Source organism: Amaricoccus tamworthensis (assembly GCF_049800875.1).
In the GTDB taxonomy this organism is placed as follows: domain Bacteria; phylum Pseudomonadota; class Alphaproteobacteria; order Rhodobacterales; family Rhodobacteraceae; genus Amaricoccus; species Amaricoccus tamworthensis.
Genome location: NZ_JBNAFV010000002.1, coordinates 558646 through 582646, shown reverse-complemented (window position 1 = coordinate 582646; position 24001 = coordinate 558646). Strand labels below are relative to the sequence as shown.

The 24001-nt window shown below is 61.2% G+C and carries 26 protein-coding genes; 10 read left to right on the top strand and 16 right to left on the bottom strand.

Annotated features, from left to right (window positions below; genetic code table 11):
- The first annotated feature begins 294 nt into the window (after positions 1 to 294).
- A complete protein-coding gene (locus tag ACP15P_RS07145; RefSeq protein ID WP_106473591.1) occupies positions 295 to 894 on the top strand; it encodes an HNH endonuclease signature motif containing protein in 600 nt (199 codons plus the stop codon).
- Between the two features lie 50 nt (positions 895 to 944).
- Here ACP15P_RS07145 and ACP15P_RS07140 read toward each other — a convergent pair whose 3' ends face one another.
- The 6 genes from ACP15P_RS07140 to ACP15P_RS07115 form a co-directional block, all read right to left on the bottom strand.
- On the bottom strand, positions 945 to 1808 hold the full coding sequence (locus ACP15P_RS07140; protein ID WP_106473590.1) for a hypothetical protein: 864 nt from the start codon (positions 1806 to 1808) through the stop codon (positions 945 to 947).
- A 371-nt stretch (positions 1809 to 2179) separates the two neighbouring features.
- Entirely contained in the window at positions 2180 to 3475 is a 1296-nt protein-coding gene (locus tag ACP15P_RS07135; protein WP_424927817.1) for a TRAP transporter large permease, read from the bottom strand.
- Positions 3472 to 4035, bottom strand: a complete 564-nt coding sequence (locus ACP15P_RS07130) for a TRAP transporter small permease (protein WP_424927816.1) — start codon at positions 4033 to 4035, stop codon at positions 3472 to 3474. The genes ACP15P_RS07135 and ACP15P_RS07130 overlap by 4 nt, the downstream gene beginning before the upstream one ends.
- Before the next feature lie 77 nt (positions 4036 to 4112).
- On the bottom strand, positions 4113 to 5111 hold the full coding sequence (dctP, locus tag ACP15P_RS07125; protein ID WP_424927815.1) for a TRAP transporter substrate-binding protein DctP: 999 nt from the start codon (positions 5109 to 5111) through the stop codon (positions 4113 to 4115).
- 77 nt (positions 5112 to 5188) lie between these two features.
- Positions 5189 to 5845 (bottom strand): GntR family transcriptional regulator, encoded by a 657-nt coding sequence (locus ACP15P_RS07120; RefSeq protein WP_424927814.1) that lies wholly within the window; start codon positions 5843 to 5845, stop codon positions 5189 to 5191.
- On the bottom strand, positions 5842 to 6708 hold the full coding sequence (locus tag ACP15P_RS07115) for a dihydrodipicolinate synthase family protein (RefSeq protein ID WP_424927813.1): 867 nt from the start codon (positions 6706 to 6708) through the stop codon (positions 5842 to 5844). The genes ACP15P_RS07120 and ACP15P_RS07115 overlap by 4 nt, the downstream gene beginning before the upstream one ends.
- Before the next feature lie 514 nt (positions 6709 to 7222).
- Here ACP15P_RS07115 and ACP15P_RS07110 point away from each other — a divergent pair.
- Entirely contained in the window at positions 7223 to 7345 is a 123-nt protein-coding gene (locus tag ACP15P_RS07110) for a hypothetical protein (RefSeq protein WP_424927812.1), read from the top strand.
- Positions 7346 to 7501: 156 nt separating this feature from the next.
- On the opposite strand, the gene xseA is transcribed toward ACP15P_RS07110, so the two are convergent.
- Entirely contained in the window at positions 7502 to 8980 is a 1479-nt protein-coding gene (xseA, locus tag ACP15P_RS07105) for an exodeoxyribonuclease VII large subunit (protein ID WP_424927811.1), read from the bottom strand.
- Positions 8981 to 9051: 71 nt separating this feature from the next.
- Between xseA and purD the strand changes: the two genes are divergently transcribed.
- Positions 9052 to 10302, top strand: a complete 1251-nt coding sequence (gene purD / locus ACP15P_RS07100) for a phosphoribosylamine--glycine ligase (protein WP_424927810.1) — start codon at positions 9052 to 9054, stop codon at positions 10300 to 10302.
- Positions 10303 to 10356: 54 nt separating this feature from the next.
- Here the strand turns inward: purD and ACP15P_RS07095 are convergent, their stop codons facing one another.
- From ACP15P_RS07095 to ACP15P_RS07085, 3 genes are all read right to left on the bottom strand, one after another.
- Positions 10357 to 10992 carry an FG-GAP repeat domain-containing protein gene (locus ACP15P_RS07095; RefSeq protein WP_424927809.1) on the bottom strand — a complete coding sequence of 212 codons (636 nt, stop codon included), beginning with the start codon at positions 10990 to 10992 and terminating at the stop codon, positions 10357 to 10359.
- Positions 10993 to 11045: 53 nt separating this feature from the next.
- Positions 11046 to 11369, bottom strand: coding sequence for a 2Fe-2S iron-sulfur cluster-binding protein (locus tag ACP15P_RS07090; RefSeq protein ID WP_424927808.1), 324 nt, complete (start codon positions 11367 to 11369; stop codon positions 11046 to 11048).
- A gap of 155 nt (positions 11370 to 11524) precedes the next feature.
- Positions 11525 to 11950, bottom strand: coding sequence for a hypothetical protein (locus tag ACP15P_RS07085; RefSeq protein ID WP_424927807.1), 426 nt, complete (start codon positions 11948 to 11950; stop codon positions 11525 to 11527).
- A gap of 58 nt (positions 11951 to 12008) precedes the next feature.
- Here ACP15P_RS07085 and ACP15P_RS07080 point away from each other — a divergent pair, with 58 nt between their 5' ends.
- The 7 genes from ACP15P_RS07080 (at position 12009) to arsH (ending at position 17720) form a co-directional block, all read left to right on the top strand.
- The gene (locus ACP15P_RS07080) at positions 12009 to 12380 is read left to right on the top strand and encodes an OB-fold nucleic acid binding domain-containing protein (protein WP_424927806.1); all 372 of its coding nucleotides are present in this window, start codon (positions 12009 to 12011) and stop codon (positions 12378 to 12380) included.
- A gap of 66 nt (positions 12381 to 12446) precedes the next feature.
- On the top strand, positions 12447 to 13295 hold the full coding sequence (locus tag ACP15P_RS07075) for a metalloregulator ArsR/SmtB family transcription factor (protein WP_424927805.1): 849 nt from the start codon (positions 12447 to 12449) through the stop codon (positions 13293 to 13295).
- Positions 13292 to 14290 carry an ArsJ-associated glyceraldehyde-3-phosphate dehydrogenase gene (locus ACP15P_RS07070; RefSeq protein ID WP_424927804.1) on the top strand — a complete coding sequence of 333 codons (999 nt, stop codon included), beginning with the start codon at positions 13292 to 13294 and terminating at the stop codon, positions 14288 to 14290. The genes ACP15P_RS07075 and ACP15P_RS07070 overlap by 4 nt, the downstream gene beginning before the upstream one ends.
- Positions 14287 to 15567: an organoarsenical effux MFS transporter ArsJ gene (gene arsJ, locus ACP15P_RS07065; protein WP_424927803.1), complete on the top strand. Its 1281-nt coding sequence runs from the start codon at positions 14287 to 14289 to the stop codon at positions 15565 to 15567. The genes ACP15P_RS07070 and arsJ overlap by 4 nt, the downstream gene beginning before the upstream one ends.
- A complete protein-coding gene (gene arsB, locus ACP15P_RS07060; RefSeq protein WP_424927802.1) occupies positions 15564 to 16598 on the top strand; it encodes an ACR3 family arsenite efflux transporter in 1035 nt (344 codons plus the stop codon). Before arsJ ends, arsB begins: the two co-directional genes overlap by 4 nt.
- The gene (arsC, locus tag ACP15P_RS07055) at positions 16595 to 17017 is read left to right on the top strand and encodes an arsenate reductase (glutaredoxin) (RefSeq protein ID WP_424927801.1); all 423 of its coding nucleotides are present in this window, start codon (positions 16595 to 16597) and stop codon (positions 17015 to 17017) included. The genes arsB and arsC overlap by 4 nt, the downstream gene beginning before the upstream one ends.
- Positions 17010 to 17720, top strand: coding sequence for an arsenical resistance protein ArsH (gene arsH, locus ACP15P_RS07050; RefSeq protein ID WP_424927800.1), 711 nt, complete (start codon positions 17010 to 17012; stop codon positions 17718 to 17720). The genes arsC and arsH overlap by 8 nt, the downstream gene beginning before the upstream one ends.
- A 70-nt stretch (positions 17721 to 17790) precedes the next feature.
- On the opposite strand, the gene ACP15P_RS07045 is transcribed toward arsH, so the two are convergent.
- The 6 genes from ACP15P_RS07045 to rpiA all read right to left on the bottom strand — a co-directional run bounded on the left by ACP15P_RS07045 (position 17791) and on the right by rpiA (position 23897).
- A complete protein-coding gene (locus ACP15P_RS07045) occupies positions 17791 to 19209 on the bottom strand; it encodes a Do family serine endopeptidase (RefSeq protein WP_424927839.1) in 1419 nt (472 codons plus the stop codon).
- A 212-nt stretch (positions 19210 to 19421) separates the two neighbouring features.
- Positions 19422 to 19610, bottom strand: a complete 189-nt coding sequence (locus tag ACP15P_RS07040) for a DUF2065 family protein (RefSeq protein ID WP_424927799.1) — start codon at positions 19608 to 19610, stop codon at positions 19422 to 19424.
- Positions 19607 to 20497, bottom strand: coding sequence for a protease modulator HflC (gene hflC / locus ACP15P_RS07035; protein ID WP_424927798.1), 891 nt, complete (start codon positions 20495 to 20497; stop codon positions 19607 to 19609). The genes ACP15P_RS07040 and hflC overlap by 4 nt, the downstream gene beginning before the upstream one ends.
- On the bottom strand, positions 20497 to 21699 hold the full coding sequence (hflK, locus tag ACP15P_RS07030) for an FtsH protease activity modulator HflK (RefSeq protein WP_424927797.1): 1203 nt from the start codon (positions 21697 to 21699) through the stop codon (positions 20497 to 20499). The genes hflC and hflK overlap by 1 nt, the downstream gene beginning before the upstream one ends.
- 76 nt (positions 21700 to 21775) lie before the next feature.
- The gene (gene gor / locus ACP15P_RS07025) at positions 21776 to 23128 is read right to left on the bottom strand and encodes a glutathione-disulfide reductase (protein ID WP_424927796.1); all 1353 of its coding nucleotides are present in this window, start codon (positions 23126 to 23128) and stop codon (positions 21776 to 21778) included.
- Positions 23129 to 23135: 7 nt separating this feature from the next.
- Positions 23136 to 23897 carry a ribose-5-phosphate isomerase RpiA gene (rpiA, locus tag ACP15P_RS07020; protein WP_424927795.1) on the bottom strand — a complete coding sequence of 254 codons (762 nt, stop codon included), beginning with the start codon at positions 23895 to 23897 and terminating at the stop codon, positions 23136 to 23138.
- Between the last annotated feature and the right edge of the window lie 104 nt (positions 23898 to 24001).

The following is a 24001-nucleotide window of genomic DNA, read 5'->3' as shown; positions in this document are numbered from 1 at the left end:
TTGCGTTGCCTTCCTTCGGAAGTCACGCCTGCAGCCACGCAACGCGCACCTCCTCTGGAGTCACCACCTTTGATGCGGTCAAGTCCTCGATCTGCCGGTTCGTGATGTAGAGGCATAGGGGATGGCGCGCGCCTCATGCGGAGCGAGCATGGCAAGTCTAGCTGCGGAAAGTTAGTTGCATCTTTTTCAAGCTCCGCGAAATCTCAAGGCGTCACTGGCAATGGGAGATTACGACACCTAAGTTGAATTCAGGATTTTGAGAAACCACTGCAAGCCAATTCGGAGAAAATTCAGATGCAAGACGTTGAGTACGTGAAATCCGTTCTGGCCAAAGAATACGAAACGTCTCATCCTCATGAGATTGAATATCCGAATTTAAGCGACGTGATTGATGGCAATGAGTTCGACTACCCCGCTGGAACTGTGTTTGGCGAAACACCGAACGGCAGCAAAAGCCCAGAGGGGCACGATTATCTCTGGTTTAAACACGGAGAGAAATCGATCCTCACGCATCGGTTCATTGTGGCAGTAGCCCTTGGCAAGTGGGTACCGAGAGATTTTGATGTGGACCACATCAACCATAATCCGTCAGACAATAGACCGGAAAATCTTCGCGTCGTCACTAGACGCGACAACAACGGAAATCGGCGCAGAGTTCGATTGTCTGAGCTTGCTGACCTCAATGAGGTTACTTCCAAGGTTGCTGATCGCAAAGCGAAGAAGACTCCAGAAATTCCGGAACCGCAAGAAGCGGTTGAAGACCCATTTGCCAAATTCCTGAACAGCGGTCCCGTAACTGAGCCTTTTTTCACCGGCGAAACGAAGCCTGCTGAACATAGCAACGGAACATGGCATAAAACAAACTTGGGGTCGTGGCATCTTAAATTCGAATGACGATTGTATCGCCAATTCGGTCGTAGAAAATAATAGCAAGAAACGCATTCTCAGACCTGCAACCCCGCAGCGCGAACCTGTTCAGGCGTCACCAACTTTGAAGCGATCAAATCCTCGATCTGCCGGTTGGTGATGTGGCGACACAAGGGATGGCGCTCGTGGATCCACTCGGCGAGGCTCGCACGGCCCTTGGCTTCGGCCGCTCGCGCCTTCTCTCGGTCCGCCTGTACCTGGGCAAGCCCCTTCTCCCAACGCCGCATCTTGAACCAGTTGTCTGAGAAGCAGACCTTGCTGCGCGTGTAGCCCTCGCTTTCCTTCGCATAGGCTTTGACCGCCTGAAGCAGGTCATCGAGCTCCACACCGGCTTTCACAGCCGCTGCGATCAGGCGCAGACTGGTCCGCCGGTCTCGGATCCTATCCTCGGGATAGGCCGCCAAGATCTTCTCAGATTCAAGATCTTCAACCTCCTCCGCCGCCTCGCGCTTGCGCGTAGGTGGTTTATGGATGGTTTTAGGATGGTTTGGGGTCCACCGTGAACCCCGTACCCCGTTCACCGTGGACCCCGTACCGGGTTCAGGCTGGACGGGGTTCACAGTGACCCCCGTCTCAATGTCGGGCTCAGCCGTGGGTTCGAGCGCGGCCACGCGCTCCAACGCAATCCGGTAAATGACGGTGTAACCGTTCTTGCACTGCCGCCGCCCTGTCTCAATCAGAATGCCTTCGCGCAGGAAGTCGATGATGGTGCGCTTGACCGTGCTCTCGCTGAGCTCTGTGTGGCGCTGGATCGTCCCCTTGGAACACCAGATGCCAGAGCCGTCATCGCTCGCTTTGTCGGCTAGGAACATGATGATCTGCTTGCGCGCGGCGCTGCCAAAGCGGCGCTCGGCGCATTCATTTGCGATGCGCCAGCTCATGATCTCACCGCCAATTGGGTTGAGGTCAGACCGGAAATGCCGTAGGTATCGGGGCGGAAATATTTTTCTATGCCGTTGAGGTGGGTGGCGGCCCCCTCAGCGGTTTTTCTTTGCCTTTTCGTCAGAGCAAGAGCCGGTGAAAAACCGTTTACTTGGGCCTCGTAACCTATTGAAAAGTGACCCTGAACGAAACAAGCACGTTTACAATTTTTCCCTTTGAAATCAGCAAAATTTTTCGGATTGCAAATCCGTGTACACCGGTTCGATTCCGGTACTCGCCTCCAATCACCCCCGAAATAATCACGTTTGATCGGTGCAGACGCGCCTGGTGCGCCCGTGCGGGTTTTTTCGCACGGGCGGTTTGGCTGGCCCTACCCCGCGTAGCCGAACATGCGGGGGAGCCAGAGGACGAGGCCGGGGAAGAGGACCAGGGCGAGGAGTGCGAGGAGGAGGGCCGTGAGGAAGGGCCAGATCTCGCGGATGATCTCGGTCAGGGGGATGCGGGTTACGGCGTTCAGGACGAAGAGCAGAATGCCGTAAGGTGGCGTGATGAGGCCGATCATGCAGTTCACCACGGCCACCACGCCAAAATGCACGAGGTCGATGCCAAGCTCGCGGCAGGTGGGCAGGAAGAGCGGAATGATCACGAGGATGATCGTTGTCGCGTCCAGCACGCAGCCGAGCAAAAGCAGCAGGACGTTCACACCGAGCATGAAAGCCAGCGGGTCGATGTCGAGATCGACCAGTCGCTCCGCCAGCAGGCCTGGGATGTTCTCCGACGCCACCACGTAGTTCAGGATGAGGGCGCCACCGATGACGAGGCCGACGGCGGCGGAGGACCGGGCGCTTTCCACGAGGATGCCGTACAGGGCGCGGAAGCTCAGAGCGCGGTAGAAGAACGCGGCGAGCATCAGAGCATAGAAAGCTGCAACGGCGGCGGCCTCGGTGGGCGTGGTGACACCGCCATAGATGCCATAGAGCAGGATCGCCGGCATGAGTAGCGCCGGGAAGGCGTTTACGGTACGGCCCGGCAGTTCGGAGAGAGGGATGGGTTCCTCCAGCGCGAAACCGCGCCGGTGCGAGAGGAAGGTGTTCATGGCCATCAGGACCGCGCCCATCATAACGCCCGGTACGATGCCGCCCAAAAACAAATAGCCAATCGAGGAATTGGAGACGAGCGCGTAGAGCACCATGGGGATCGATGGCGGGATGATCGGGCCGATGGTGGCTGAGGCGGCGGTGATGGCGGCGGCGTATCCCCGGGTGTAGTGGCCGCTTTTGGTCATCATGCCGATGATGATTTTGCCGATCCCCGCGGCATCCGCCACGGCGGAGCCGGACATGCCGGAAAAGATCAGGGAGGCCACGACATTGACGTGCCCCATGCCGCCGCGGAACCGGCCGACGAGAGCGACGCAAAACCCTAAAAGGCGGTCGCTGATGGTGCCGGCGTTCATGATGTTGGCGGCCACGATGAAAAGCGGCACGGCAAGCAGGATGAAGCTCTGGTAGAGGCCGTCCATCAGCACCTTGCCGGTGACGCCAAGCCCCTCGCCCGCAGCGACCAGGTAGGCGAGCGAGCCGATCAGGATGGCATAGGCGATGGGCGCGCCAATGGCGGCGAGGAAGAACAGCGTGAAGATGCAGACGAGGAACTCGAAACTCATTTGGGCGCGTCTCCGCCATAGTCATGCACGGGCTCGGCCACGCCGTAGCGCACGGCGCGGTACACGGCCCAGGCGTAGCGAAGTGCGACCGCGACAAGGAAGAAGATATAGACGGAATAGATGTCCCGCATGCGGATCCAGTCACCAAAAACGGCGGACAGGGTGGCGGTTTTCTTCAGGCGCAGGATGAAAAATTTGGACCAGGTGGGTTCAATGGAGAGGATGAGGCCCACGCTGATCGCGACGCCGAAGATGATGACAAACCAGCGGCGGACGGCGGGACGCACCCAGTTGAACAGGATGTCGAAAGTCACGTGATCGCGGTCGCGCACGACAAAGGCGTTGCCCCAGAAAATCAGCCAGACCCAGAGAAGCAGACAGAACTCGAGCGTCCAGCCATAGCGGGTCGGGTCGAGCAGTGGGAAACTTTCCGCCAGACCGTCCAGCCGGGCCGTGTAGCGGATGGTGATCTGGAGGATGAAGGTCAGAAACATGGCTGCCATCATTGCCGCCGCGACGGCTTCGGCAGCACGACCAAGGACCGCGAGTGTTTTTCTCATGGGACTGTCCGGCTGTGGGCGGCTGGGCGGGTCCCGGCCAGTGGGCTGGCCGGGACCGGGGTGTTCAGCCCGCGGGCTTACTGTGCGCCAAGCGCGTTGATTTTCTCCAGAACACCTTCGGGCCAGTCGGCGGCGAGGTCGGACCCGGCATACTGGGCCTGGACATGCTCGCGGAATGCGGCGAGGTCGGGCTCATAGATTGCCAGTCCCTGCTCCTCGAGGAAGGCCACGAGGTCAGCCTCTTTTTGCAGCTGCTCGGCGCGACCGCTGTCGGCTGCCGCCACGGCGGCCTCCTGAACCGTTGCCTGCTGCTCCTCGGTCAGGCCGTCCCAGACCTCTTTGGAGAAGGCGATGTAGTTGAGATCGACGAGGTGCGATGTCAGGGCGATCTGGTTCGTAACCTCGTAGAATTTGGCGTCAACCACGGTGGGCAGCGGATTGTCCTGACCGTCGACCGATCCGGTCTGAAGCGCGGTGTAGACCTCGGTGAAGGCCATGGGTGTCGGGTTGGCGCCGAGCGCCTTGCCGAGGAACTGCCATGCGTCAGTGCCCGGCATGCGCAGGTTTACGCCCGCGAGGTCCTCCGGTGTGTTGACGGTCAGTTCGTCCTTCGTCTGGCGCAGGTTCACGTGACGCTGGCCGAGATACATCACGGCGAGGAGTTTGACGCCAAGCTCGTCCTCAACCTTCTGTTTGAACGGATCCATCAGTTCGTCGTTGAAGACCGCAACCTGGTGGTCGGCGCTCTGGTGAACGTAGCCGGTGGCGAAGATGGAGAACTCCGGGAAGAACTGTGCCAGTTCCTGGGCGGATGCGATGGACATTTCCAGATCGCCGGAGGCAATGGCCTCAAGCTCGGAGCCCTGGGCGATCAGGGAGCCGTTGTAGTGGGGCTCGTAGGTTGCGAAATCGGCAACGGCCGGCGCGAAGACCTCGGCGAGGGCCACGGACCGCTGGTCGGTCTCGGACGCGGGTGTGGACATGCGCAGGACGATGTTGTCGGCGGCATAGACCGGGGCGGCGATGGCCGCGGCGGTGAGCGCCAGAAGCGTGCGCCGTGTCAGGGTGGTGATCATTTGGTTTCCTCCGTTGCTGGAATGCGGCGGTTGCGCCGCTGTTTTATTCGCCGGATACCGTACCGGCGAAAGGTTTGCTACACGCCAAGGGCGCGTCTCTTTCCACTTTCGATATGTGCCTCAATAGCCTCGAGCGCACCAGTGCTGTTGCGGATCTCGAGGGCGCGCAGGATGGCGAGGTGCTCGTCAAGCACGGATACCACGAGTTCGGGCAGCATTCTGGTGTCCGAATTGCGGATCAGCCGGATTTTGAGGGCGTTGACGCGGTGAATGTTCGACACGAGCGGATTGTTCATCGCGTCGATGATGCGATCGTGGAAAGCCCAGTCGATCCTCTGCGCGGTTTTCAGGACGTCGGGCGACACACCGGCGCTGGCCCGTTCGCGGATTTCGAGATGCTGCTGCAGGAGGTCCTGGATTTCGTCCGTAAAAGCCGTGCGGCAGAATTCGACAATGGCCCGGCCCTCGATGATGCTGCGCAGCTGAAAGGCGTTGCGGACGAGTTCGATGTCTATGGACAGAACCTGAAGCCCGCGTTTGGGAACCGTGCGGATCAGCCCGTCGGCCTCGAGGCGCGGGATCATTTCGCGAATGGCCGCAAGCGGCATTCCGGTCAGTTCGGTGAGTTCCCGCTGCGAGATGATCTGGCCCGGCTGAATGTCCCGGGACAGCAGCTTCTCGGTGAAGCTGGAATACGCGTGGTCGCGCTGTCGCAGGAGCGCAGCGTCCGTCATGCCGCGTCGACGCCCCGGATTTCCGCGTCGATCTTCGCCATGCCCGCGGCCGAAAGCGGCCGCAGGGGCGCGCGCAAATTGGCCCAGTCGCCATCGCCGGTGCGCACGCTCATGACGTGTTTGAGCGCTGGGATGAACGGGACGGAGACGACGGTGCTCACCTCGGCCGAGAGGGCGGTGTCCTCGGTCTGGTTGGTGAAGAGGTTCCGCATCCGGCGCGGGTAGAGATTGGCCATGCCGCAGATCGACCCGGCTGCACCAAGGGCCGCGGCGCGGTGGAGCAGGCGTTCGTCACCGACGAGGACGGGAACGACGCCGCTCTCAAGGAATGCCTGGGTGTTGTCCCACTGGCCCGCGCTGTCCTTGATGGCGACGATGCGTTCGGGAAACGCCCGGCGCAGGCGGGAGACGAGGTCGACGGAGAGCGGCACCTGGGTCAGCTGCGGGATGTGGTATAGGATGAACTTTGCGGACGGACCGGCGGCCTCGAACAGGTACTGGTGCCAGATGAAGAGGCCGTCATCCTCTGACCCCTTGAAGTAGAACGGCGGCAGCAGGAGGAAGCGCGTGATGCCTACGTCCAGCCCCTGCCGCACCTGGGCAAGCGCATCGGATACCGCGCAGGCACAGACGCCGAGGGTGATTTTGTCGGCGGGGATGCCGCTGTCGAGCAGCGCGGAAATGGCGATGGCGCGTTCGTCGTAACCGATGGAGGCGCCCTCGCCCGTGGTGCCAAAGAGCGTCACGCCGTCGGCTCCGTTGGCCAGAACGGAATTGGCATGGGCCAGCAGAGCCTGGAGATGGATCGCGCCATCCGTGTGAAACGGGGTCAGCAGAGCCGTGGAGATGCCGAAATGCGTCAAGATGTGTTCCGTCCCATGAGCGTGTTTTTTGGTTTTGAATCACAGCCCATGTTAGTAACCGCGCGTTAAGTGTCAAGGTAACATGTCAGTGGTTTTTCGGTAAATTTACGTGGTAACACGCATCGTTAACGTCAAGGTTGACCCCGGCCGGTTCGCATTGTTGAAATTCGTGCATTGCTTAAATCAGCGACCGACCGTGGCTGCGGCATTGTCAAAGGCTGCAAATTGGGATTTGTGTCGCCCGAAGGATTTGGGGAAATGACAGAGGCGACCGGATGAGGCAGCGGGTTCCGATGGTCAGGGACAGGATTACCATTCGCAATGAACGGATCAAACTGTTTGCCGCGTTCTCAAGCAATATGGGGCTCGGTCTGATCGGGTTTGCGGTGCTGCGTCGCCTCGCGGACAGTTTACAAAGTGCTGACGCAGTCATGATATGGTGGTTGACGGCGGGACTCGCTTTTCACGGTGCCGCACACTATATTACAGGGTATATCCGAAAGGAGGATACAACATGACAGCCTTTGATTTCTTTCTGCCGATCGTGCTGGCCGTGCCGGTTATTGGCGGGCTGGTGTATCTTCGTATGACCGACCGTAAAATTCGCAAGCGTCACCACGGGCATCCCGCGGAATAGGATTACGGTCGACAGAAACTTTAAAATTTTGTGTGGAAACAACACACTGACAGCTGAACTTAAAGCTGGCGTACCGGCACTTCTTTAGTCAACGTGCCGTTCCCTGAAGGGTCAGGGCGAAAGTCGTCAACAGACGCAAACATACCCCAAAAACCTCTAGAAAAGCGTGTCCTGTTTCGGGTCCGTCTGTTTCGCGCGTTTGGGCGCCGCCTTGCCGGGCGTCATGCGGCCGTCCGAAAATTCCAGTTCCAGAGACACGGCTTTTTTTGCGTCCGAAGCCCGGGTCAGGACCGCCCCCTTGTCGTCGCGGACGATTGCGTAGCCGCGTTTCAGGACCTGGGCGGGGCCGAGGCTTTGCAGCAGGCTGGACTGGGCCTTAAGACGGAACGCGGCGTTTTCGGTCAGGCGTGCGCCAACCCGGTGCAGGCGGGCGGAGCGGGTTTCGACATCGGATGACAGGCGTTTCAATCCGTTGAGCATCACCGCCGGGCGCAGTCCCTGGGCGTGCAGCGCGAGGGTCTGGCGTCGCCGGTCCACGACCTGGGTGAGGAGGTGCGGGCCGAAGCGGGCGGCCGGCCCCTGCCCCAGACGCACACGGCGGGACTGGGCGAAGGCCATGAGCGCGCGCGGCAGACGCATGGAGAGCGTATCGAGGCGCTGGGCGCGGTCGGCCAGCAGCATTTCCGGGCGTGGCAGGGCGCGGCCCAAATCCCGCAGGCGCTGGGTTTTCTGTGAGAGATCACGGGTCAGGGCACCGCGGCGGCGGTGTTCGAGATTGGCCAGAGCGACCACGAGATCATCGCGCACCGGGACGGCCATTTCAGCGGCGGCGGTAGGCGTCGGCGCGCGGCGGTCCGCCACATGGTCGATCAGGGTCGTGTCGGTTTCATGGCCGATGGCCGAGATCACCGGGATGGAACTGGCTGCGACGGCGCGGACCACGGCCTCCTCATTGAAGCCCCAGAGATCCTCAAGGCTGCCACCGCCACGGGCGACGATCAGAACGTCGGGGCGTGGGATGTCGCCACCCGGCTCAAGCGCGTTGAGGCCCGCGATGGCCTGAGCCACGGCGGGCGCGCATTTTTCGCCCTGGACCGGCACCGGCCAGAGAATGACACGGCGCGGGAACCGCTCGCGCAGGCGGTGCAGGATGTCGCGGATCACGGCGCCGGAGGGCGATGTGACCACACCAACCACCTCCGGCAGATAGGGCAGCGGACGTTTGCGGTCCGCGTTGAAAAGCCCCTCGGCCGCGAGTGCCTTGCGGCGTTTTTCGAGCATCGCCATGAGGGCGCCAACCCCGGCGGGGGCGATGGTTTCGATGATGATCTGGTAGCGGGAACTGCCCGGGAAGGTGGTGAGACGGCCGGTGGCGATGACCTCCATACCCTCCTCGGGCTGCATGTCGAGCTGCCGGGCGGTGCCTTTCCAGATGACACCGGCGAGCACGGCGCGGTCGTCCTTGAGGTCGAGGTAGACGTGGCCGGATGCGGGGCGCGAGACGCGGCCCACCTCGCCCCGGATGCGGACATGGGAAAACTCGCCCTCGATCAGGCGTTTGACCGCCCCGGACAGTTCCGAGACCGTAAATTCAGGTGCGTTGGTGCCCGTTGGGCCTTCCTCGAACAGATCCATGTCACTCCCGCTTGCGCCGCCGTGCGGGCCACCTTAGAACGCCCGGAAAACCGGGCCAAGAGGAGTGTGTCATGAATGTTCTCGTTCTGGGTGGAGGCGGCCGCGAACACGCGATCGTCTGGGCGTTCGCGCAGAACCCGACCTGTGGCAAACTCTGGTGCGCGCCTGGCAATGCGGGCATCGCACAGGACGCGGAATGCGTGGCGCTGAATGCCGAGGACGGCACGGCGGTTCTGGAATTCTGCCAGCGGGAAGGCGTTGATTTTGTGGTGGTCGGCCCGGAAGCGCCGCTCGCGGCCGGGGTGGCGGATGTGCTGCGCGGGGCTGGTGTAACGACGCTTGGGCCCGGTCAGGACGCCGCGATGCTGGAGGCGTCGAAATCCTTTACCAAGGAGATCTGCGAGGCCTGTGACGCGCCGACGGCGGCAAGCCGGACATTTGAGGATCACGGTGAGGCGCGGGACTGGCTGGAAAGCCAGGGCGCGCCGATTGTCATCAAGGCGGATGGCCTGGCCGCAGGCAAGGGTGTGACGGTTGCGGAGACGCTGGAGGATGCGCAGGCCGCCCTCGATGCGATTTTTGCGGATGGTCCCGGTGCCAGGGTCGTGATCGAGGAGTTCATGTCAGGCGAGGAGGCGAGCCTCTTTGTTTTGGCCGATGGTGAGGATCTGCTGCTGCTTGGGACTGCGCAGGACCACAAACGCGCCCATGATGGCGATGCCGGTCCCAATACGGGCGGGATGGGCGCCTATTCCCCTGCCCCGGTCATGACAGCGGAGGTGACGGAAGCCGCCGTTGAGACCATCATTCGACCAACGCTGCGCGAGATGGTGAAGCGCGGCACGCCGTTCCAGGGCATTCTGTTTGCCGGTCTGATGATCGAAAACGGCAAACCGCGGCTGGTGGAATACAATGTGCGGCTGGGCGATCCGGAAGCGCAGGTTCTGGCCATGCGGATGGGGGCGCAGCTGTTTGATGCCTGTCTCGCCTGCGCCAACGGGACGATTGCCTCGGCTCCAGCGATCAACTGGGCGGATGATCACGCGATGACGGTGGTTGTGGCCGCGAAGGGCTATCCCGGAGAGTACCGCAAGGGTGAGGTGATTGGCCTGCCGCGCCTGGAGGATCCCGGCACCAAGATTTTTCATGCCGGGACGAAAAAGGCCGATACCGGGATTGTCAGCAATGGCGGGCGGGTTTTGAACGTGACGGCACGGGCGGATGATCTGAAGGCTGCGCGGGATGCGGCCTATGGTGCGGTGGAGCGGGTCGACTGGCCCGGCGGGTTTTACCGGACGGATATCGGCTGGCGGGCTCTGTAGCGAAAGTCCTTCAGCGACAGGCCAGGGCGTTGTCAAAATCGCGGTGGCCCTGGGTCAGGTCCAGTCACCATTGGCGGTGACAATCTTCGCCGGGGCGTCGTCGAAACAGTCCCGGATACCGCCATCCATCCACGGCTCGCCAAAGCGGTGATTGGTGAGGTTTGAGGCACTCGCCAGTTCCACAAAACGACCGTTCCTGAGCGCGACCAGTCGCAGGGTTTTGCCCAGATGCGGGGTTTCCACATAGGCGACCTCCAGCCTGCCGTCGCCGGTCAGATCGGCAATGCCGACAGGTGCCAGCCAACGGTTGGGTCGACCGATCCAGGGCGTTGACGCAATACGTTTCAGCCGAGCGCCGCGCAGCCCCCATGCGGTCAGGCGGGCGCCTTTGCCTGCGTCGGACTCGACCACGACGACCTCGTTGCGGCCATCGCCGTCGAGGTCGGCGATGCGGGGCATGGCATCCTCAAAGACACGGTTCGGTGGCAGTTCGACGACGATGGGACAAAGGCCATCCGCGCGACCGCGGCGGGTGTGAACGGCGATGCCACCGGCCTCGACCGGGTCGCCGAGGGCGCCGTGGGGATAGCGGTCGGTGGCGTGGGTAATCCAGGCCTCACGCGGACCACGGCCCGTGTCGGTTTCCGCCCGGTCGGTGTTGGGCGCGCCTGGTGGCAGGTCGCAGGCCACGGATGGCCCGGCAATGAGGAGGCTGAGCAGAAAAAGGGCTGTTGCCCGGAGGATCAGATCTGCTTTTCCGGCATTCTGACCACGAGACCGTTGAGGTCGTCGGTGACGCGAAGCTGGCAGGTCAGGCGGCTTTTGACCGGGTCGGGCTGCCATGCGAAATCGAGCATGTCCTCTTCCATGGGATCCTTCGCGGGCAGACGATCCACCCAGTTTTCATCCACATAAACATGGCAGGTCGAACAGGCACATGCGCCGCCGCAGTCGGCCTCAATACCCGGAATGTTGTTGTCGCGCGCGCCCTCCATCACGGTCAGTCCGTTGGGCACGTCAACCTCATGTTTGGTGCCGTTATGCTCAATATACGTGATCAGGGGCATTTCGGGGTCCGGTTTTTAATCCACAATGTCATTTCGGCTGTCTAATCACTGCCGTCCGGTGCCGCCACCAAAAAATGCCGGGGTTGCATTCAATTCTTTTTTGTTCCAGTTTTGTTCTCATGCAGACGGAATGTGTTTCAGAACGGATTGAGGTCTCAGGGGCGGTCGGCCACGGGGATGACGACCTTGAGGCCGGACCAGATCGCGTCCACCGCACAGACCTTGATGTCCACCAGACCCGCGGCAAGGATGAGGGTGCGGACGACATTGCCGTCGAGGGTGGTTTTCACACCGGAGGCCTTTTTCGGCCAGGACACCCAGATCATGCCGGAGGGATCGAGCGCGGCGCGCAGATCCGGCAGCTTTTGCTCAAGGGTTTCACGGTTCTTTTCAAAGATGTGGATGACGTCATACGGACCCGCCGGGACGGGTTCATCAAGGGCTTCCAACCGGTCAACGCTGGCAAATCCCGGCCCGGTGGCCAGCATTTCGAGGTCCTCTGGCAGGGCGGAGAAAAGCGCGCGCCGGCCCTCGCGGTAGCCCAGTTTTTTCAAAAGTGGCGTGCCCGAATATCCCGCCATGTCTGCATCCCTTCAGCACCGTATGGTCGCGACACAGTATTGAGGGAAGGCTGACACCATGCAACTGCGCCAAACAATGCCCGCGCTCCCAATGTCCTGGCCCCGGCCGCCGCACTGCATGCTGGCGGAGCAGCTGGTGCTGCCCCCCGATGGCAGTCGCGTGACCCTGGCGGGGCTGGTGACCTGCCGGCAACGGCCAGGAACGGCCAAGGGCGTGATTTTCGTGACGCTGGAGGATGAAACCGGTACGGGCAACGTGGTGATCTGGAAAAAGGTTTTCGAGAAATACCGGCGTGCCGTCATTGCGGGCCGGTGTCTGCGGGTAACGGGCCGTGTGCAGCGGGATGGCGATGTGGTGCATGTGGTGGCGGAAAGGATTGAGGACATATCGCACCTGCTCGACCGGATTATCGAGGCGAACCCGACATAAAAAGTTCACGGACGAACGCCCCCGACGGGGATTGACGCGGGCTCATATATCTATATTTCAAGATATATGGATAAGAACAGCGCCCTCACCGCCTTTGCCGCCCTCAGCCAGGAAACCAGACTGGATGTGCTCCGCCTGCTTATACGGGCCGGAGAGGACGGAATGGCCGCCGGAGAGATCGGAGCGGCGTTGGATGTCCGTCAGAACACCATGTCCACGAATCTCTCCATTCTCGCACAGTCCGGCCTGATCCGAAACGAACGTCAGGGCCGCAGCATCCGGTATTTTGCCGATGTGGACGGGCTGCGCGGGCTTTTGACCTATTTGATGGACGACTGCTGCGGTGGTCGTCCGGAACTTTGCGCCCCACTGTTTTCACAGACAAAATCAGGGAAACACCCCATGACACGGCCCAAATACAACGTACTGTTCATCTGCACCGGTAACTCCGCCCGCTCGATTTTTGCCGAATCCATCCTGCGTCGCGATGCCGGTGACCGGTTCACGGCATGGTCCGCCGGCACCAAACCCCGTTCGGAGCTGAACCCCTTTGCGCTCGAGATCCTTGAGCAGAAGGGACACGACATCTCGGTTCTGCGCGCGAAAAACGTGGGCGAGTTTCAGGCGGAGGACGCACCGAAATTCGATTTCGTCTTCACCGTCTGTGACCGGGCGGCGGAAGAGGAATGTCCGGCGTGGAGCGGCCAGCCCGTCAGCGCACACTGGGGCATGCCCGATCCGGTCAAGGCCGAGGGCACCGATGCGCAGAAGGCGCTTGCCTTCCAGCAGACCTATGGCGCCCTGCAAAACCGCATCAAGGCGTTCACCGCGCTGCCCATTGAGGCGCTCGACCGCATTTCCCTTCAAAAAGCCGTGGATGAAATCGGCCACGAAAACGCCGGAGTATCCGCATGACGGTCTATGCTCTGAATGGCCTTGGCCGTATGGGAAAACTCGCGCTGAAACCGCTGCTTGAGCGGGGGGCGGAGATCGCCTGGATCAATGACGCCGTGGGCGATGCGGAGATGCACGCGCATCTTCTGGAGTTTGACACGGTTCATGGCCGCTGGGACGCGGAGTTTTCCCATGACGCGGACAGCCTGACCATCAACGGCACCCGCCTGCCCTTTATTGGCACGCGCGATTTGAGCGCCCTGCCCCTCGATGGCGTGGATGTGGTGATTGACTGCACCGGCGTGTTCAAGACAGAGGCCAAACTGGCGCCCTATTTTGATGCGGGCGTCAAAAAGGTTGTCGTTTCCGCACCGGTGAAGGACGGGCCGACCGCGAACATCGTATATGGCGTCAACAACGATACCTATAATCCGGAAGAGCACCGGATCGTGACGGCGGCCTCCTGCACCACCAACTGCCTCGCTCCGGTGGTGAAGGTAATCCACGGGAATATTGGCATAAAACACGGCTCCATCACGACAATTCATGACGTGACCAACACGCAGACCATCGTGGACAAACCCGCGAAGGATCTGCGCCGGGCGCGGTCTGCGCTGAACTCGCTGATCCCGACCACCACCGGTTCGGCCACGGCGATTACGCTGATCTATCCCGAACTGAAGGGTCGGCTGAACGGCCACGCGGTGCGGGTGCCTCTGCTGAACGCTTCAATTACTGACTGCGTGTTTGAGGTGGAACGCGAGACCACGGCAGAGGAGTTGAACGGGCTGTTCAAGGCTGCGGCCGATGGCGCGTTGAAGGGTATTCTGGGCTACGAGGAACGCCCGCTTGTGTCCGCCGACTACACCAATGACACGCGTTCGAGCATTGTGGATGCGCCGTCGACCATGGTGATCAACGGCACCCAGGTCAAAATCTATGCCTGGTATGACAACGAGATGGGATATGCGCACCGCCTGGTGGATGTTGCACTGATGGTGGGAGACGGGCTGTGACCGGTTCCGCCCCCGCGAAACAGGAAGGTCTCGGCGCGTATGTCGCCGTGACCGCGGCCTACTGGGCCTTTATGCTGACGGACGGCGCGCTCCGGATGCTGGTGCTGCTGCATTTTCACACGCTTGGGTTTTCGCCGGTTCAACTGGCCTATCTCTTCGTTCTTTACGAGATCGCGGGCATGGTCACGAACCTCTCCGCGGGATGGATCGCGGCGCGCTTTGGCTTGACCTCGACGCTCTATGCGGGGCTGGGCATTCAGGTTCTGGCGCTGCTGGCGCTGGCGCAGCTTGACCCGGGCTGGGCGGTTGGAATGTCGGTGGCGTTTGTCATGCTGGTTCAGGGCGCGAGTGGTGTGGCCAAGGACCTGGCCAAAATGTCGTCGAAATCGGCGGTGAAGCTGCTGGCGCCGACGGAAAACGGCGGGCTGTTTCGCTGGGTGGCGATCCTGACCGGATCCAAGAACGCGGTGAAAGGCTTTGGTTTTCTGCTCGGTGCGGCGATGCTGGCGACGCTTGGCTTTGTGCCGGCCATTCTGATCATGGCGGCGGTGCTGGCGGTGATCCTGGTGGCGGTGCTTTTTGCCATGCCGCCGGGTCTGCCGAAGGGGCGCAAGGCCGCGAAGTTCTCGGAGGTGTTTTCCAAATCCCCAAACGTCAACTGGCTGAGTGCCGCGCGCGTGTTTTTGTTCGGGGCGCGTGACGTGTGGTTTGTGGTGGGCATTCCGATCTATTTCTACGCGGTGCTGTCGGACGGGACCGAGGAAGGCAACCGGGCGGCGTTTTTCATGATCGGCACGTTCATGGCGGGCTGGATCATTCTCTATGGCGCGGTTCAGGCGGCGGCGCCGCGGCTGATGCGCGCTTCCAGCCGGCCGGAATCCGAACTGATCGGAGCGGCCCGTGGCTGGGCCTTGACACTGGCGGCAGTTCCAGCGGTGTTGACCGTGGCGGCACTGATCTCGCCGGAACCGCAGACCTGGCTGACCGTGCTGCTGGTGGTTGGGCTGCTGGCGTTTGGTGCGATTTTCGCAGTGAACTCGTCCCTGCATTCCTACCTGATTTTGGCCTTCACAAAGGCCGAGCGGGTCACGATGGATGTTGGGTTTTACTACATGGCGAACGCGGCGGGGCGTCTTCTGGGGACGGTTCTGTCGGGCCTGACCTACCAGGTTGGCGGGCTTGCGCTCATGCTTGGGACGGCTGCGGTCATGGTGGCGGCGTCGGCAATCGCGTCCGGACGCCTGAATGAGGAAAAGGTAGAGGAAGTACCTGTATGACTTTGTTTGAACGCTGGCTCTCGCTCTGGGTGGCTTTGGCCATTGGAGCGGGGCTCCTACTTGGAAACCTGATGCCGGGCCTGTTTGGCGCACTGGCGTCGCTGGAGGTTGCCTCCGTCAACCTGCCGGTGGCGGTGCTGATCTGGGCGATGGTTTATCCGATGATGGTCGGTGTCGATTTCGGATCGCTCCGCCATATCGGAGACAAGCCCAAGGGGCTGATCGTCACGCTGATCGTCAACTGGCTGGTCAAGCCGTTTACCATGGCCGCGCTCGGTGTGCTGTTTTTCAACCACGTGTTTGCGGGCTTCATTCCGCCGGATGACGCGCAGGCCTATATCGCCGGGGTTATCCTGCTGGGCGCGGCGCCCTGTACGGCGATGGTGTTTGTTTGGTCGAACCTGACGCGGGGTGATCCGAACTACACGCTTGTCCAGGTCAGCGTGAACGATGTGATCATGGTGTTTGCCTTTGCGCCGATTGTCGCTTTTCTGCTTGGTGTTACCGATATTGCGGTGCCCTGGGGCACGCTGATCCTGTCGGTTGGGCTTTACGTGGTTATTCCGCTGCTGGCCGGCTACATCACCCGTGAGCGGCTGGTGCGCGATGGCGGTGAGGACGCGGTGGACGCGTTTCGCAGCCGGGTGCAGCCGTTTTCCATGGTCGGACTGCTCGCGACTGTTGTTCTGCTCTTCGGGTTTCAGGGTGAGGTCATTCTTGATCGGCCTATGGTGATCGCGATGATCGCGGTGCCGCTGCTGATCCAGTCCTATGGCATCTTTTTCCTCACCTACGGTGCGGCGAAGGCCTGGAACATCCCTTTCAATATTGCGGCCCCCTGTGCGATGATCGGAACATCGAATTTCTTTGAACTGGCGGTTGCGGTGGCGATCAGTCTGTTCGGGCTTGGATCAGGTGCGGCACTGGCCACGGTGGTTGGCGTGCTGGTCGAGGTACCGGTGATGCTGTCGCTGGTTGCGTTTGCCAATGCGACGCGGCACTGGTTCCCGGAGGGTGAAGGGGCAAAATGACGGTTGTTGTGCATCACAATCCGGATTGCGGGACGTCGCGAAACGTTCTCGCAATCCTCCGTGCCGCGGGTGAGGAACCGGTTGTTCTGGAATACCTGCGCACGGGCTGGAGCAGACCGCAGCTGCTGGGGCTGTTCGCCGCAGCCGGGCTGACGCCGCGGGAGGCGATGCGCACTAGGAACACACCGGCCGAGAGCCTTGGGCTGACCGATGCGTCGGTCAGCGATGCGGCCATTCTGGAGGCGATGCTGGAATACCCGATCCTGGTGGACAGACCCATTGTGTGCTGCCCCAACGGGGTTCGGCTGTGCCGCCCGAGTGAAACCGTTTTTGATCTGCTTGACCGTCTGCCGCCGGGGCCTCTGGCCAAGGAGGATGGAACGCCTCTGATCGACGCGGAGGGTAACAGGCTTGTCTGATACGCCAGCACTTGAGGACCGGCATTTCAAACCCATCGACGATGACCGCCTTTTCCCGTCCGGTCGTTCGACGCACAAACCACGGATTCTGCTGCTGCACGGATCGGCCCGCAAACGCTCCTACAGCCGCCTGGTGAATGAGGAGGCCGCGCGCATTCTGGAACGGCTGGGGGCGGAAGCGCGGGTGTTCAACCCCAGCGGTTTGCCCCTGCCGGATGATGCGGAGCCGACCCACCCGAAGGTGCGGGAACTGCGGGATCTGGTGACGTGGTCTGAGGGCATGGTCTGGTGTTCGCCTGAGCGGCACGGATCCATGTCCGGTATCATGAAAACCCAGATCGACTGGATACCGCTCTCGCTCGGCGCGGTCCGTCCCACGCAGGGCAAAACACTTGCGGTGATGCAGGTCAGTGGCGGCTCACAGAGTTTCAACGCGGTGAACCAGATGCGCATTCTGGGGCGCTGGATGCGGCTCGTGACCATCCCGAACCAGTCCTCGGCCGCCAAGGCGTTCAACGAATTTGATGAGGCCGGACGGATGCGGGCGTCGTCCTACTATGACCGTATTGTGGACGTGATGGAGGAATTGGTGAAGTTCACGCTCCTGACCCGTGACAGCAGTGCCTATCTCGTAGACCGCTACAGCGAACGGCGCGAGAGCGCTACGGAACTGTCGAAACGCGTGAACCAGAAGTCGATCTGACTGCGATACGGCCCCAAAAAAAAGGCCCCGGCCTATTGGTCGGAGCCTTTCGTTTTTTTCTGCCGTGCCCTTAGTGGCTGAGGTTCAGCGCCACGAAGCGAGGCTGATCGTTCCGACGGACAAGAAGCAGCACGGATTTGCGTCCCGCATCCTCGGCAGCCTCGACCTGCTTGACCATGTCGCGCGGCGTGGAGACGGCAGACTGGCCGACCTCGGTGATGATGTCGCCCTCACGGATGCCCTTCTCAAACGCGTCAGAGTCCGGATCAACGGTGACGACCACGAGGCCGTTGGTTTCCTGGCTGAGACCGAACTGCTGACGCAGGTTGTCGTTCAGGATCGACACGGTCATGCCGAACAGGGTTTCCTCACGGTTCGCGGCCGGGTTGTCGCCGTCATCAGCGGCGGAGGCGAGTGTGACCTCTTCTTCCAGACGGCCGATTTCGACGTTCAGCGCGATACGTTCATCATTGCGGAACACTTCGACCTCCACGATGCGTCCGACTTCGGTGTCAGCGACGACGCGCACCAGTTCGCGGGTGTCCTCAATCGGCTCACCGTCGAAGCTTACGATGACATCTCCGGTCTGCACGCCGGCATCCTGTGCCGGACCCGGCGGCACGTCAGTGACCATCGCGCCGTTGGCGGAGGCGAGGCCAAGCGCATCGGCCATGTCGGGGTCCACGTTCTGGATGCGGACACCGAGCCAGCCGCGACGGGTTTCACCGTATTCCAGCAGCTGATCGACGACCTGGCTCACAACGGCCGAGGACATGGCGAAACCGATGCCAATGGAGCCGCCGTTGGGGCTGAGGATGGCGGTGTTCACGCCGATCACCTTGCCATCCATGTCGAAGAGCGGGCCGCCGGAATTGCCGCGGTTGATCGCCGCATCAGTCTGGATGAAGTCGTCATAGGAGCCCTGAAGCGTCCGGTTGCGGGCCGAGACAATACCGGCCGAAACCGAGAAACCCTGTCCCAGCGGGTTACCGATGGCCAGAACCCAGTCGCCCACCTTGGCCGCGTCGGAGTCACCGAAGGCAACGAAGGGCAGCGGCTCCTCGCTGTCGACCTTCAGCAGCGCGATATCGGTGCGGGGGTCGCGGCCGATGATGCGCGCATCGAGTTCGGATCCGTCGAAGAATTCGATGGAGATGCCGTCAGCGGACTCGATGACGTGGTTGTTGGTGACGATGTAGCCGTCAGCCGAAATCACAAAGCCCGATCCAAGAGCGCTGGAGCGGCGCTGGCGGCGGTTTCCGTCCTGATCCCGCTGTCCACGTTCCATGAAGTCACGGAACATGTCGCTGAAGGGCGAGCCTTCCGGCAGCATTGGCGTAGGTCCAGGCGTGGCCTGAGCAATGGTCGTGGTGGTGGTGATGTTGACCACCGCCGGGCTCAGACGGTCAGCCAGGTCCGCGAAGCTGACCGGGCGGTTGTCCTGCGACCAGGCGCCCGATGCGGTCGACACGACCATTGCAAGCGCCATGCCGATGAGAATTCCAAATGTAAGTAAATACCTGCCGATGCCTGTCTGCTCTTCCGCGCGGGCTACGGCTGTCTTTTCGATCTTGGTTTTCAATTCCAGTCCTCCGATTGGACGGTACGTCCCACATACGTACCGCTTTATGGTCCGGGTTCTGCCCCCGCGTGTTCCCGACCACAATTCACAGTTTGGTAACATAACACCGCTGTGAGGGCCTACTGTTTTGCGAGCCAGACGAGGCCAACCCCCAAAGCCACCACAACAAGTCCCATTGTACGCCTCTTTTCGGGCGGAATTTTCTCAAGCGCCTCCAGAATATCCTGGATGCGCATGGGGGCCAGTGCAACCACCAGCCCCTCAATGATTGCCACCAGGCCCAGACCCAGCAACAGATCGTGCATCATTCGTCTGCGGACTGGTTTCCGCCGGTGTTCGGCGACCGCAGGTAGTCAAAGAACTCGCTGTCGGGCTCCACCATCAATGTGGTGTTGTCGCCCTTGAGCGATGAGCGATAGGCTTCCATGGACCGCAGGAAGGCAAAGAACTCCTCATCCGCGGTGAAAGCTTCGGCAAGAATACGGTTACGCTCGGCATCCGCTTCACCGTTGATGATGTTGGCGTCACGCTCGGCCTCGGAAACGATCTCAATCGCGGTCCTGTCGGCCTGGGCGCGCACACGCTGGGCGGCCTCGTTACCACGGGCGCGCTCGTCCGCAGCCTCACGCTCACGTTCGGATTTCATCCTCTGCAGCGTTGCCTCGAGGTTCTGTTCCGGCAGGTCGGCCCGTTTCAGACGCACGTCGATGATCTCGATACCCAGAGCGCGCGCCTCTACGGTTGCGGCATCCTGGATCGTGTTCATCAAACCGACACGGTCGGCCGACAGAACGGTCTCGGACCGGACAGAACCCAGAGCCTCACGAACGTTGGCATTGAGAATGGCCTCAAGACGCTGTGCCGCTGCGGTCATGCCACCGACACCCACGGCGCGACGGAACTGCTCCACATCGGAGATCCGCCAACGGGCGAAGGCGTCAACAATCAGACGGCGGTCATCGAGCGGCGTAACCTCAAGGGCGCTGGTTTCCAGCCCCTGAATACGTGCGTCGTAGTAGACCACGTTCTGGATGAACGGAACCTTTACGGCGAGACCGGGCTCCTCCTTGACGGCCTTGACCTGACCGAACTGAAGGACCATCGCCTTTTCACGCTCGTCCACAATGAACAAGGCATTGAAGAGCAGGAAGACAATGACCGCGAGGCCGATAAGAAGTACTGGTGCCTTACGCATTATTCAGCTCCTCCCGTCGGACGGCGCAACTCGTTGAGCGGCAGATAGGGTACGACACCCTGCCCTCCTTCCTGCGTATCCATGAGGAACATCTGCACGTCGCCTAGCACGTCCTCCATGGCCTCAAGATAAAGACGTTTGCGGGTTACGTCCGGGGCTTTCAAATATTCCTCCAGAACGGCGGAGAAGCGGCTTGCCTCACCCTGAGCCGCGTTGACCACCTGGGCGCGGTAGCCTTCGGCTTCCTGCAGCAGCTGTGCCGACTGACCACGTGCGGCGGCGAGACGCTCGTTGGAATACGCGTCCGCACGGTTCTGCAGCGTAGAGCGTTCCTGACGGGCGGCCTGAACCTCACGGAAGGCATCGATCACGCCCGCGGGCGGGTCGGCCTTGTCGAAGTTCACACGCACGATGTTCACGCCGGAGCTGTAGTCATCAAGCGTACTCTGGATCAATTCCTGCACCTCCTGGCTGATGATGCCACGGTCGCGGGACAGAATGGGTGACAGCTCGGAGCGGGACACGACCTCACGCATCGCGGATTCGGACACCGCGTCGATGGTCTTTTCCGGATCGGCGAGATTGAACAGGTACTGGGCCGCATCACGGATGTTCCAGACAACCTGGAAGTTGATGTCCACGATGTTCTCGTCACCGGTCAGCATCAGACCGTCGCTGGCACCGCGCACGGTACCGGACCCGATATCCACGAAATTCTCCTGCGTTACCGGCAGGATAACACGCGTCACGACGGGCCAGGGAGCGAAGTTAAGACCGGGATTACCGATACAGTCGCCACGGCATTCGCCCAGCGTCAGCTCTACGGACTGTTCTTCCGGACGCACGGTATAGAACGACATGAAGGCCCAGCCGATCACGAGAATGGCCGCGATTATGCCGAGACCACCACGGCTGATGCCGCCACCAGGCAGACCGCCGGATCCACCGGAACCGCCGCCCGTTCCACCGCCGCCACCGCGACCGCCCATGAGAACCTTCAGCTGTTCCTGGCCCTTGCGTACGATTTCATCAATGTCGGGAACCGGAGGCTGCCCGCCGGGGCCGCGATCGCCGCCTCCCCGGTTGCCGCCGCCCCACGGATTACGGCCGTTGCCGTTGTTCCCCGAACCCCGTGAACCGCTGCCCTGACTGCCGCCTTTCCTGCCGCCCCAGGGACCTCCTCCGTCGTTATTGCCAGGCATCCGCCACTGCACTCCTTTTCAAGGTATTGTTCACGCAGGACGCACACTTGTCCGTCCCGAGATTAATTTCAACCACTCATTCTACCGGTACGCGCATCGTCACCAGCTCCTCAGCTGCTGTCGGATGCACCGCCATAGTGGCGTCGAAGTCCGCTTTCGTGGCCCCCATACGCATGGGGATGGCGATAAGCTGTACCATCTCCGCAGCGCCGTGGCCCACGATATGCACGCCGAGAACCTTCTGATCGGTTTTGGACACGATCATTTTCATCAGCATCTTTTCACTGCCACCGCCCAGGGTGGCAATCATCGGGCGGAAGGTCGAGCGATAGATCTCGACCTCGCCTTGTTCACGCGCCTCGGCCTCGGTCATACCGACCGTTCCGGCCTCGGGCTGGGTGAAGATCGCGGTTGCGATAACGCCCTCGTAGGCCCGAACCCCGCGGTTGCCGAACATGGTGTCGGCAAAGGCGTGGCCGTCCCGAATGGCAACCGGGGTCAGCGCCGCGCGCCCGGTTACATCCCCAACCGCGAAGATCGACGGAACGGAGGTCTGCGACCACTCGTCCACCACGATGGAGCCGTTTTCGCGCAGTTTGACGCCGGTTTCCTTCACGCCCAGCCCGTCAGTGCTGGCGCGCCGTCCGGTGGCGAACATGATGTGGTCGACGACGTGGGTCTCACCATTGTCGAGCGTGATTTTCAGGCCGTCTCCGTCTTTCTCAACCCTGACCACGTCACGCTGCAGCTCGAGGCTCACACCCCGTTCGCGCATGGCGTCCGCAACATGGTTGCGAATGTCGTCGTCGAAACCGCGCAGGATCTGTTCCCCCCGGTAGAGCTGAAGAACATGCGTGCCAAGACCATTCAGGATCCCGGCAAACTCACAGGCGATGTATCCACCACCCACGATAGCAATACGCCCCGGTTGACGATCCAGATCAAAAATCTCGTTCGAGGTAATGCCGTACTCCGCACCGGGGATGTCCGGCACCACAGGCGATCCACCCGTTGCGATGAGAATGTGTTTGGTCCTGAACACCTGGCCATCGGCCAACTCTATCGTGTGGGCGTCACGCACAATGGCGCGGGTCGGGAACACATTGACACCCGCTTTGGTCAGGTTGCTGCGATAGATGTTTTCCAGCCGGCTGATCTCCGCATCCTTGTTCGAGATCAGACGGCCCCAGTCGAAAGTGTTTTCGCCGGTATTCCAGCCGAACCCGTGCGAGTCCTCGAATGCATCAGCGAAAGAACTGGCGTACACCATGAGCTTCTTGGGCACGCAGCCACGAATGACACAGGTGCCGCCATAGCGGAATTCCTCCGCCAGACCCACTTTCGCTCCATGCTGCGAGGCAATGCGGGCCGCCCGCACACCGCCGGAGCCTCCGCCGATCACGAACAGATCGAAGTCAAAATTCGTCATACCAGGTTCAGGCATCCTCGTTGTGCATCATTTCAACAGCATCTAATGCCGTATCCCGCAGGATCAACTCGGTCTCACCGTTTTCGTGACCAACCACCACCGCATCGGCCAGATCAATGAACAGCCCCGACTCAACCACGCCCGGAAGCGTGTTCAGATCATGCGCGAGTTTGGCCGGGTTCCCGATCCGTCCCAGGTGCAGGTCGAGGATGTAGTGCCCCTCATCCGTTACCAGCGGCTTTTCCTTGTTGAGCCGCAGGGTAATATCGGTGCCATCCACATCGGCGTCCCTGAGGATTTCGTCAATGGCCGCCTGTGTCAGGGAGGAGCCGAACTGCACTACCTCAACCGGCAACGGGAATGCGCCCAGGTCCTTCACCCGTTTTGCCGGGTCCGTGATGATCACCAGGCGGTCACTTGATGAGGCCACGATTTTTTCCTGGAGCAGCGCGGCCCCGCCGCCCTTGATGAGATTGAGGCCAATGTCAAACTCATCGGCTCCGTCCACCGTCAGATCGAGACGCCCGACACGGTCGAGGGAGCGCAGCGGGACGCCGAGATCCTCGGCCAGGAAAACCGTGGTGCTGGACGTGGCAACGGCGGTGATATCAAGACCTTCCGACGTGATCCTCTCGGAAAGGAGACGTACGAACCAGGCGGCGGTCGACCCCGTCCCCAGGCCAAGCTTCATACCGTCCTCAACAAAATTAAGTGCTCTTGCCGCTGCGTTACGTTTTGCGACATCGGCGGGAGAAAGACTTTCTGGCATGGAACCTCCATTCACAATGTGAAACTTATAGGACGGTTGGCGGGCGACCGAAAGACGGATTGCGGAAACCGGTACAATTCAAACCATCAAAACGGTCGCGGTCA